Origin of the sequence: Muribaculum sp. (assembly GCF_029051885.1) — a bacterium.
GTDB lineage: Bacteria > Bacteroidota > Bacteroidia > Bacteroidales > Muribaculaceae > Muribaculum.
Genome location: NZ_JAIDKI010000036.1, coordinates 1 through 10,487 on the forward strand (window position 1 = coordinate 1; position 10,487 = coordinate 10,487).

General features: G+C 51.2%; 10 protein-coding genes and 1 tRNA gene. 9 read left to right on the plus strand and 2 right to left on the minus strand.

From position 1 onward, the window contains the following. From K2I50_RS01570 to K2I50_RS01610, 9 genes are all read left to right on the plus strand, one after another. Nucleotides 1-769, plus strand: a 769-nt coding sequence (locus tag K2I50_RS01570; protein ID WP_301024497.1) for a prephenate dehydratase, incomplete at its 5' end; no start/stop codon positions are given. 45 nt (nt 770-814) lie between these two features. Beyond that, nucleotides 815-1,987, plus strand: coding sequence for a pyridoxal phosphate-dependent aminotransferase (locus tag K2I50_RS01575; RefSeq protein WP_301024498.1), 1,173 nt, complete (start codon nt 815-817; stop codon nt 1,985-1,987). Nucleotides 1,988-1,989: 2 nt separating this feature from the next. Continuing rightward, the gene (locus K2I50_RS01580; RefSeq protein ID WP_301024499.1) at nt 1,990-3,069 is read left to right on the plus strand and encodes a bifunctional 3-deoxy-7-phosphoheptulonate synthase/chorismate mutase type II; all 1,080 of its coding nucleotides are present in this window, start codon (nt 1,990-1,992) and stop codon (nt 3,067-3,069) included. 48 nt (nt 3,070-3,117) lie between these two features. Further along, entirely contained in the window at nt 3,118-3,891 is a 774-nt protein-coding gene (locus K2I50_RS01585) for a prephenate dehydrogenase/arogenate dehydrogenase family protein (protein ID WP_301024500.1), read from the plus strand. Nucleotides 3,892-3,910: 19 nt separating this feature from the next. Then, nucleotides 3,911-4,594 carry a DUF2461 domain-containing protein gene (locus K2I50_RS01590; protein ID WP_301024501.1) on the plus strand — a complete coding sequence of 228 codons (684 nt, stop codon included), beginning with the start codon at nt 3,911-3,913 and terminating at the stop codon, nt 4,592-4,594. A 214-nt stretch (nt 4,595-4,808) separates the two neighbouring features. Then, nucleotides 4,809-4,895 (plus strand) — tRNA-Ser (locus K2I50_RS01595). Between the two features lie 693 nt (nt 4,896-5,588). Continuing rightward, nucleotides 5,589-6,248: a DNA alkylation repair protein gene (locus tag K2I50_RS01600; RefSeq protein WP_301024502.1), complete on the plus strand. Its 660-nt coding sequence runs from the start codon at nt 5,589-5,591 to the stop codon at nt 6,246-6,248. A 294-nt stretch (nt 6,249-6,542) separates the two neighbouring features. Beyond that, entirely contained in the window at nt 6,543-6,956 is a 414-nt protein-coding gene (locus tag K2I50_RS01605) for a hypothetical protein (RefSeq protein WP_301024503.1), read from the plus strand. A gap of 37 nt (nt 6,957-6,993) precedes the next feature. Continuing rightward, nucleotides 6,994-7,155: a GNAT family N-acetyltransferase gene (locus K2I50_RS01610; RefSeq protein WP_301024504.1), complete on the plus strand. Its 162-nt coding sequence runs from the start codon at nt 6,994-6,996 to the stop codon at nt 7,153-7,155. Between the two features lie 21 nt (nt 7,156-7,176). On the opposite strand, the gene K2I50_RS01615 is transcribed toward K2I50_RS01610, so the two are convergent. Continuing rightward, complete coding sequence (locus K2I50_RS01615) at nt 7,177-7,980, minus strand: nitroreductase family protein (protein WP_301024505.1); 804 nt, start codon at nt 7,978-7,980, stop codon at nt 7,177-7,179. Between the two features lie 38 nt (nt 7,981-8,018). Then, entirely contained in the window at nt 8,019-10,214 is a 2,196-nt protein-coding gene (locus K2I50_RS01620) for an alpha-galactosidase (protein WP_301024506.1), read from the minus strand. Nucleotides 10,215-10,487: the final 273 nt, after the last annotated feature.

A 10,487-nucleotide genomic window follows, 5' to 3' on the forward strand; every position in this document is an offset into this window, starting at 1 on the left:
GATAGACACTATCCAGTGCGACAGCTTCCAGGAGATGTTCGACACTCTCGCCGCTGATGCTTCGCTGCTCGGCATAATGGCTATCGAAAACACCATCGCCGGCTCTCTGCTTCAGAACCACGAGTTGCTGCGTGCATCCAACATGCAGATTGTCGGTGAATACAAGATGCGCATATCCCACACTCTTGCCGCTCTCCCCGGACAGAGTATCGACGAGCTCACCGAGGTCAACTCCCATCCGATGGCACTGTTGCAGTGCGAGCAGTTCCTGTTGCGTCATCCCAACATGAAGATGATCGAGACATTCGACACCGCAGGCAGCGCCAAGGAGATTGCCGAAAAAGGCCTTACGGGCCATGCGGCGGTATGTGGAGAGTATGCAGCCAATCTTTACGGACTCAACATACTCGAGCGTAGCATCGAGACAAACAAGCGCAATTTCACCCGATTTCTCATATTGGCCGACCCCCTGATTGCCGGCGAGGAGCGCCCGTCCGAGAGGTTTATCGACAAGTCGTCGGTAGTGTTCACGCTGCCCCACGACAAAGGTGCACTGTCTAAGGTGTTGACCATACTGTCGTTCTACGACATTAACCTCACCAAAATCCAGTCGATGCCTATCCTTGGCCGCGAGTGGGAATACCGCTTCTATATCGACCTGGAGTTTGACAGCTATTCGCGCTATCGCCAGGCCGTCGACGCCGTCCGTCCGCTTACCAACGACCTGCGTATTCTCGGCGAATATACAGCCTGCAAAAACGAGGTCTGAATCCTCGGAAAAATCCTATACAATACCGCATAATTTCCCCTGACAATGAAAGATATACAACCCGCCGACCGTGTGTCGGAAATACAGGAATACTACTTCTCGCGCAAGCTGCGCGAAGTGGCCCGCCTCAATGCCGAGGGGCGCGACATAATTTCGCTTGGCATAGGCGGCCCCGACCGTATGCCGTCGGCCGAGGTGATCGACACTCTTTGCGAGGAGGCTCACAAGTCGGGTGCACACAGCTACCAGCCCTATGTCGGCATACCCGAGCTGCGCCGGGCTATGAGCCGCTTCTACTCGCGTCATTATGGCGTGGGCCTGAATCCCGACACTGAAATTCAGCCGCTTATAGGCTCTAAGGAGGGCATACTGCATGTGTCGCTCGCATTTCTCAATCCCGGCGACGGAGTGCTTGTGCCCAACCCCGGCTATCCTACCTACACTTCGGTGAGCCGGCTTGTGGGTGCCGAGATTTTCAACTACGACCTCACCGAAGAGGGTGGGTGGATGCCCGATTTCGACGCTTTGGAGCGCCTGCCGCTCGACCGCATAAAGCTCATGTGGATTAATTACCCCCACATGCCCACAGGCACTCCTGCATCGGTGGCACTGTTTGAGAAGATTGTCGACTTCGGACGCCGCCACGGCATAGTGATTGCCCACGACAACCCCTATAGCTTTATTCTCAACGACAAGCCTCTGAGTCTGTTGCAGGTGGATGGCGCCAAGGATGTGGCCATTGAGATGAACTCTATGAGCAAGAGCCACAACATGGCCGGATGGCGTGTAGGCATGCTCGCCTCCAACCCGCAGTTCATACAGTGGGTGCTGAAGGTCAAGAGCAATATCGACTCCGGACAGTTCCGTCCCCTGATGCTTGCCGCCGTCAAAGGGCTCGATGCTCCCGATGAGTGGTATGCCGTACTCAACGACACATACGCCCGCCGCCGTGTCATTGCCGAGCGTATTATGAGTGCGCTTGGCTGTGAGTTTGACCCCCGTCAGCGCGGACTATTCCTGTGGGGACGGATTCCCGACAGCGAGACGTCGTCCGAAACGCTTGCCGACCGTGTGCTCTACGGGTCCAGGGTGTTCATTACCCCGGGATTCATATTCGGTTCCTGCGGCGACCGCTATGTGCGTATATCTCTATGCGCTACCGAGGAAAAGCTCTCCGAAGCCCTTAAACGTATTGAAGAAACATATAAAACAGCATAAAAATGACTGACTTACAATCTATTCTGCCTGAAGAAAAAGGGGGCATGCACCCCATTATAATCGCCGGCCCATGTAGCGCCGAGACTGAGGAACAGGTGCTTTCGACAGCACGCGAACTTGCCCGCAACGGAGTGAAGATATTCCGCGCCGGCATATGGAAACCACGTACCAAGCCGGGTGGCTTCGAGGGAGTGGGCCGCGAAGGCCTCCCGTGGCTCGCCAAGGTGAAGGAGGAGACCGGCATGCTGACTGCTACCGAGGTAGCTACACGCCAGCATGTTGAGGACGCGCTCGCTGCCGGAGTCGATATTCTGTGGATTGGTGCCCGCACATCGGCCAATCCTTTTGCCATGCAGGAGGTTGCCGATGCCCTCCGGGAGGCAGGCAAGGATGTCCCCGTGCTGGTGAAGAATCCGGTAAATCCCGACCTCGAACTATGGATTGGGGCATTGCAGCGTCTGTACAATGCCGGCATACATCGCCTTGGTGCCATCCACCGCGGATTCAGCGCCTATGGCAAGCATCTCTACCGCAATATGCCGCAATGGCACATACCTATCGAGTTGCGCCGTCGCTTCCCCAACCTTACCCTCGTGTGCGACCCCAGCCATATCGGTGGAAAGCGCGAACTGGTGGCCCCTCTGTCGCAGCAGGCCCTCGATATGGGATTCGACGGACTTATAATCGAAAGCCACTGCGACCCCGACTGCGCTTGGAGCGACAAGGCCCAGCAGGTCACCCCCGAGGTACTCAATTTCATACTCAACACACTTGTATTGCGCGACGCCACCGTGACTACCGAAAGCCTGACCCTGCTCCGACAGCAGATTGACGAACTCGACAACGAGCTCCTTGAAGTCCTCAACAAGCGTATGCGCGTGTCGCGCGAAATCGGCCAGTATAAGAAAGAGCACCGCATGCCCGTGCTCCAGATCGGTCGCCACGACGAAATCATGCAGAGCCGCGCCCGCCTGGCCGAGGAGATGGGTATGTCGGGCGAATTCATGCGCAACGTCCTGTCGGCTATCCACGAGGAATCGGTGCGCCAGCAGATTGAAATATTCAACGACCGTACACGTTGATAGAGTAGGTTGACTTCATTTGAAGTCGCGACAATAGTTATATACACAATGAAAATACTGATAATAGGAGCCGGAAAGATGGGGTCGTTCTTCTGCGACGTCCTTTCCGGCAAGCATGAGGTCGCGATTATCGACACCGACCCCAGGCGTCTGCTTTTCACATTCAACTGCCGTCGTTTCAGCAGTTTTGACGAGGTCGATGATTTTGCCCCCGACATGGTAATCAATGCCGCCACCGTCAAATATACCGTCGACGCTTTCAAGGCCGTGCTCCCCCACGTGCCGCAGCGCTGTATCCTAAGCGACATAGCTTCCGTGAAGACCGGACTGCCCGAGTTCTACGCAGGGTGTAGCCATCCTTTCGTGTCGACACATCCGATGTTTGGGCCCACCTTTGCCTCGCTAAGCAATCTCAGCAACGAAAACGCTATCATCATAAGCGAGAGCGACCACCTCGGAAAAGTGTTTTTCAAAGACCTGTACAACGAGCTGCATCTCCACATCGAGGAGTACACATTCAGCGAGCACGACGAGACGATTGCCTATTCGCTGTCAATCCCCTTTGCGTCTACTTTGGTATTTGCCGGATGCATGAAGCATCAGTCGGCTCCGGGCACTACATTCAAGCGCCACAAATCGATTGCCGACGGACTCATGAGCGAGGACGACTACCTGCTCAGTGAGATTCTCTTCAATCCCAACACTCCACGTCAGCTTGAGAAAATACGCGAGCAGCTGTCTGAACTCCAGTCGATTGTCGAACGCCACGACTCAGTCGCAATGGCCGACTATCTTGCCCGCGTACGCCGCAATCTCGCCTGATAACAACATCATGAATGGCATGGAAGATATACTCAACTTCTTACGCTCATTGCGTGAGCATAACGACAGAGACTGGTTCAACGACAACAAGACATGGTATCAGAGAGTCAAGAAGCGTGTGGAGGCCCTTGCCTCAGAGTTGATTGCCGTTGTGGCCGACGATGACCCGTCGGCTTCAGGGCTTACTGCCGCCGACTGCACCTATCGCATATATCGCGACACCCGTTTTTCGGCCGACAAGACCCCCTATAAGACCCATATCGGCATCTTCATCAACCCGCCCGCCGGCAAGAAATCGATGCGATGCGGCTATTACCTCCACATCGAGCCCGACAACTGCTTTGTCGCGGCGGGCACCGTCTGTCTTCCCTCGTCCCTCGTGAGGGAGATACGTCGCAGCATATACGACGAAATCGACGAGTACCGCTCGATTGTCGAGTCTCCGGAATTCCGTGCACAGTATTCAGTCATTGGTCTCAATCTGCTTAAGACAGCACCAAAGGGTTTCCCAAAGGACTGGGAATATATCGATTATGTGCGTCCTAAGGATTTCTGTTGCTCCCAACCGCTCCCCGAGGAGTTTATGCTGCGCCCCGATTTGTCCGAGGCACTGCGTCCTGCCGTCCGTCAGGCCCGGCGCTTCAACGAATTCATCAACTATACTGTCGATGAATTCATCGAACGCTGCAAAACTACGCGGTAATCTCCTGGTTATAAATGGCGTATGCCGCCGAAGCATTGCCATGTCCATGAAATTTTGCATTTGCGGCAAATAATTAGGCTGTAACATTTGGTTGGCATTAAAAAAAACAGTAATTTTGTGGCGCTTTTGAGATATACATCTTGTCTGGAGCGCCGGACAGAGAACACAATCTCATGGATATTACTCAAAAGCGTCGATAACTGTCGACCGATAAGGAAAGATGCCGGAGTGGTCGATCGGGACGGTCTCGAAAACCGTTGTACCCTTACGGGTACCCAGGGTTCGAATCCCTGTCTTTCCGCAAAAACAGCCGCAAGTCCAAAGACTTGTGGCTGTTTTTTGTAGGAAAGCACGGGAGAGAACCCTGAAGGTTCGTTATCGCGTAGCGCTTTCGCAGCGCAGCGGAGAAAGAATCCCTGTCTTTCCGCAAAAAACAGCCGCAAGTCCAAAGACTTGTGGCTGTTTTTTGTAGGAAAGCACGGGAGAGAACCCTGAAGGTTCGTTATCGCGTAGCGCTTTCGCAGCGCAGCGGAGAAAGAATCCCTGTCTTTCCGCAAAAAAACAGCCGCAAGTCTTTGGACTTGTGGCTGTTTTTTGTAGGAAAGCACGGGAGAGAACCCTGAGGGTTCGTTATCGCGTAGCGCTTTCGCAGCGCAGCGGAGAAAGAATCCCTGTTTTTCCACGAATATCCTCCACGTACGAATGCAATAGTGCTACTCATAAGTATCTTAAAAGTCGTAAGTTAGCCTGATACATGTCTTCGCCAACCTTATTTTTAACCCGTAATTTTGCATACGGTACCATGTATCCAGAATCCGGGGGCATTATCAAAGAGCAGAGACAATGGAGCCTCCTCCGTTGCACTTTGAACTCTACCGCGCAATGTTGCACAATTCTCAAATCCAAAAGGTATGTCTGTTTGATATGTGTTGTTCGTTTTAATCGTGGAAAACTCACTGGAAAAGGCTAATTTTGCAATCTAAAAACAACATGTATGGATAAGTTTCAAGAAATTAAAGCAGCTTTTGAATTATTGCGTGATGAAGATAGCGCAAAGAAGATGTCGTCCTACATGCGCGATAAATTCAAGTATTACGGTATCCCTACGCCTAAAAGAAAGGCTGTGTATAAATCCATTTTCAATAAGGAGAGAAAATTATGTGTTGTTGATTGGGATTTTCTTGAAACATGTTGGAATGATGAATACCGCGAGTTTCAACATGTAGCTATGGACTATCTCATAGCAATGCAGAAATTCTTGACATACGATAATGTGACCGCTATAGAGAGATTTATCCGGTCAAAACAATGGTGGGATACGATAGACGGTCTTGACAGGATTGTCGGCAATATCGCATTCATTGATAGCCGGATAAATGATTTGATGTTGAAATGGTCTGAAGATGATGACTTCTGGGTCCGTCGTATCGCAATAGATCATCAGTTGTGCCGTAAACTCGACACGAATGTTGAGCTGCTTGAAAAGATTCTTGTCAATAACTTCGGCAGTTCAGAGTTTTTCATAAATAAGGCGATTGGATGGAGTCTTCGGGATTATTCCAAGTCCAATCCTGAATGGGTACGTGGTTTCATAGAAAGACACCGTGATAAAATGAGTCCTCTTAGCCTCAAAGAAGCAAGTAAATATCTCTGACCAGTACCGGCAGGGCGAGTTTGTGAGGAGCCGACAACGCAGGAAGTCGGATTATTACTGTCTCGACCCGTGGACTGCTGAAACAAGCGGGAAGTAGCCGGGCGGTCGTAAAAGTTCATATCAGGCAACTGCGATAAAGAACACGGAGGAACGGCAATAAGTCTCAGAGAATGTTTGGATTTGACTTATGTTAAGATTTAAATATTCTCTTAGAGGTGGCATCAGCGCATCCGTTGCCAATCCCCGGAGGCGTTGACGGTTCTCGGTGTTCAAAAAAATCATTAAATTTGTATCATGAAAAAGATTACGAAACTCAGGGTATGTGACTGGAGCCTGCTTATTCTTACTATAGCCATACTTATATCCGGCATACAGCTTGAAGCCATACATAGCAATGGCCTGACATCAGTGTGGATTCATATTGCAACTGGATTATTGTTTATGGGCATGGCTGCATATCACATATTTCTGCATTTCGGTAATAGTGGCTGGTTCGCTAAGTTTCACAAGTTAAAGAGCCAGTTCACCCGTATCCTTTGGTGGGTGTCATTGATTACATTGATAACCGGTATAATTGCCTTAGTGCATTGGTTGACGACTTTCGCCCATGCGCCGATAGGTGGAGTGCATGGAAAGCTCGGATTCCTGATGATACTCCTTTCGGCAGGACACATAATCAAGCGGATAAAATTTTTCAAGCGTAGATAAAGTAATCATAGCTCTAAGTATGTGTGTGGACTTCTGCATGCAAAAAATCGACAATATCCGACTTGACACCCATGCCGACAACCTGATAATGCAACATGCCTCCGAAAAACTCGGCTTCAAGCGTTGTGGCATAATCTATTGCATCGACGACGGCAGTCCGCGTATTGCCTATCAAAGATATGGTCAGACCGGTATCTGATCTGACCGATAAATATAAGACTTACTTATCGATTGGGGTCGAGCGATAGGTCACGAGGTATTTCAAGCCGGCGGGTGTTGCCGGTATGTCATCAGCCTTTCGAAATTCTCCGCTACGCCCATAGAATCTCTCGGTCTCATAGAAATGGCATATGCCTATGCCGCAGTCTACAATCGACAGACTGCTTTGTGGCCGATAGTAGAAATGTACGTCATCTCCGTCGACAAGTGCGCGCCATGGCTGGGAGTTGGTCGATGAAGGTGCGAGCCTGAGCATCTGCAATGCCTCATAGTAGCGGTTGTCAGCAGCCGGTGAATGATTGAAATCACCGCAGAAGGCAATTTTGTCAAGCGGTTTACGCTTTTTGCTGCCGAGTGCCGTGCGCGCCAGTTTATCCATCAGCGATGGGCGCGATGCCACGCCCACCGGACAGATTATCTTCAGCGACTCACCGTCGGGCCACCGACTGCCGCGGTCGAAGTCCGACCCTTTGAATGTGGCTGCAATCCAGCAGCAACCAAGTCCGAGCTGCCATGCCCGCAACACCACCTGCTCAAACTGAAATCCGGCAGTCAGGGCCGATGCCTCGTCATCATCCATGCCGATAAGAAAGAAGTATTCAGCCCCTCGTATCATACCGTAGGTGGATGGACGGTAGCCCTCCTTCATATCGAATTTCTCAAGCCTCACCGTCACATTGCCGCCGAAAGGGCTTGTTGACCTTTCGGCGGCTTCTTTAAGTGACTGTATGGCGTTTTCGGAGATGCCTTTTCCGTCGAAACTGCGCACGGAATGACGCTCCTTCATTGCCTCGATTATATTCATGCTCTCAGACTATATGGCTGTATATCGGGTGCCGCCTGTCATATGGCGGTCAGTTCTACGACAGCCGAAGAGTTGTGGCGGCGCGTTAATACCTCCAGGCCTACTTTCATCAGATAGTCGCCGCTGAATGTCTTGCCGTCGAATGCGAATCCTGATTTTTTGCCGGGCATCAGATTTATCTCTTTCACGAGATATTTCTTTTCGGGATCGAGTCCACGGAATTTTACAGCTGTAAGTTTTTCCTGGAATCGGGGCGACAGATTATAGGCAAACAGTACGGCCATATCTTTCGACTTGTCGACATACTCTATGGCTGCATGATTTGTGTCATACGGCGATACGAGTCGGTACTGGTCGCCATCCATCACAGCCGGCTGAAGCCGCTTCCAGTTGGCTACAGCCTCCCGGCAGTACTTGAGTTCGTCGGCGCTGAGGTCGTGGAGGCCTATGTCAAATCCGAGGCGGCACATGGAGGCCACATCGGTGCGGAACTTTACAGAGGTATTCCGGTTCCAGCTGGTGACATGCGATGCCATGGCCTTTGCCGGGAAAAACTGGGAGAATCCCCACTGTATGTATATGCGTTCAATGGGGTCGGTGTTGTCCGAGCACCAGAATTCAGTGAAATATTTCAATGCTTCGTAGTCGCATCGGCCGCCACCGCCTGAGCAGAGCATCATCGGCAGGTCAGGGTATTTTTCTTTCACGCGGCTGAGGATGTTGTACAGCCCCCTGGCATGGTCGATGTAGAGCTGCCCCTGGCGCTCTTTGGCATAGGGCGAGAATATGTTGGTGATAGGGCTGTTGCAGTCCCATTTGAAATAGGCTACTTCCGGATTTTCAGTCATGATTTTGTCGACCACACCGAATACGTAGTCCTGCACTTTTGGATTGCTCAGGTCGAGTACGAGCTGATGGCGGTAGTAGTAGGTATCACGGTTGGGAAGTTCGATAGCCCAGTCGGGATGCTTCTCGTAGAGTTCGCTTTTGGGATTCACCATTTCAGGCTCTATCCATATACCGAATTTCACACCGGCTTCATCGGCCGACTTTACAAGTGCGGCTATCCCTCCCGGCAGTTTCTCCTTGGTCGGTTCCCAGTCGCCCAGACCGGCTCGGTCGTTGGAGCGGGGATATTTGTTGCCAAACCATCCGTCATCAAGCAGAAACATATCCACTCCCAGGTCTTTTGCCTCCTTCATGAGCGTGGCCAGGCGCTCCTGGTCAAAGTTGAATGAGGTGTTTTCCCAGTTGTTGAGAAGTGTCATGCGCTCCCCGTCGCCATCCGTCAGGCTATACCTGCGGGCCCAGTCGTGAAGATTGCGGCTACCCTGGCCTGTGCCTTCATAGCTGAGTGTGAATATAAATTCGGGAGTGGTGAAAGTTTCTCCGGCTTTAAGCTCGTAGGTCGATGCATAGGGGTTTATCCCTGGCAATACGCGCAGATAGCCCACATTGTCGACTTCAAATGTAAAGCGGAAGTTTCCGGTCCATCCGAGTGTACCCATTAGCACCTCGCCGCTATGCTCCTTGACAGGGCCGTTGAGTCCTATCTCGAAAAATGGCTCGACATGCATGGCTGCACGGCTGCCGAGTTTGGTGTCGATTACCTTTTTGCCTGCCTGTAGCTGCTGGCTGCTCAGCTGTCCCTCACGGGCCCAGTCGCTGCTGAATTCAGTGAGCCAGTACTCCGGTTCGTTGAAATACAGCATTGCCGACGCATATTGCCACATGGCAATCGGCTTTTTCTCGTGGTGTGAGATGTCGGTCCAGGTCTTTATTACGTTCTCTTTGGGATATGCCACATAGTTTAGCGTTACCTCTACAGGATATTTGTCATCCTTGAGATTGATGCGTGTGAGGGTGCCTCCGTCTACAGGCTCCTGCGACGAACTGACATAGTAGAGATATGTGGTCATGTTGCCGTCGGCATGCGTAATGCCGAGAGCCGGTTCGAAGAAATCCTCGTTGCCTGATGCCGAATACGCCTCCCAGCCACGGGTTGATACGGCGCCGTCGGTTCCGGCATAGTGGTGCCACGACAGATTTTTCAGGTCTTCTTCATTAAGAAGTCTGGGCCCGAGATACGTCTGGTAAAGGCGTTTGTTGGGCCCGGTCTCGAGTATAAGGTCGGTATTCTCGGTAGAGATGCGGATTATATTCCGGTCCGATTCTTGTGAGGCGACAGCAGTCGCTGTTGTCAGTGACAGTATTATGGCGATTGGCAGTTTCATAGATGTGATATGTATTGATTTATTAACGTATGGATACTGTGAAAAATTATGTCCGTTAATTATGATTAAACAAGCTATTAGGCGCATATCTCAACCTGAAGCTGTATTGCGGTGTTATATTACTGACAGTTTGATGTCAGGCTGTAAGAGCTTGTTTAATAATAAATGTTGCCGCCAGGGTCGTATAGCTTGAGACGATTTTCGACATGTGACGAAAGAGTGTACTTTATGTACACGACTGAGGAACAGGGCGAAAAGCGGCCAAGATATACG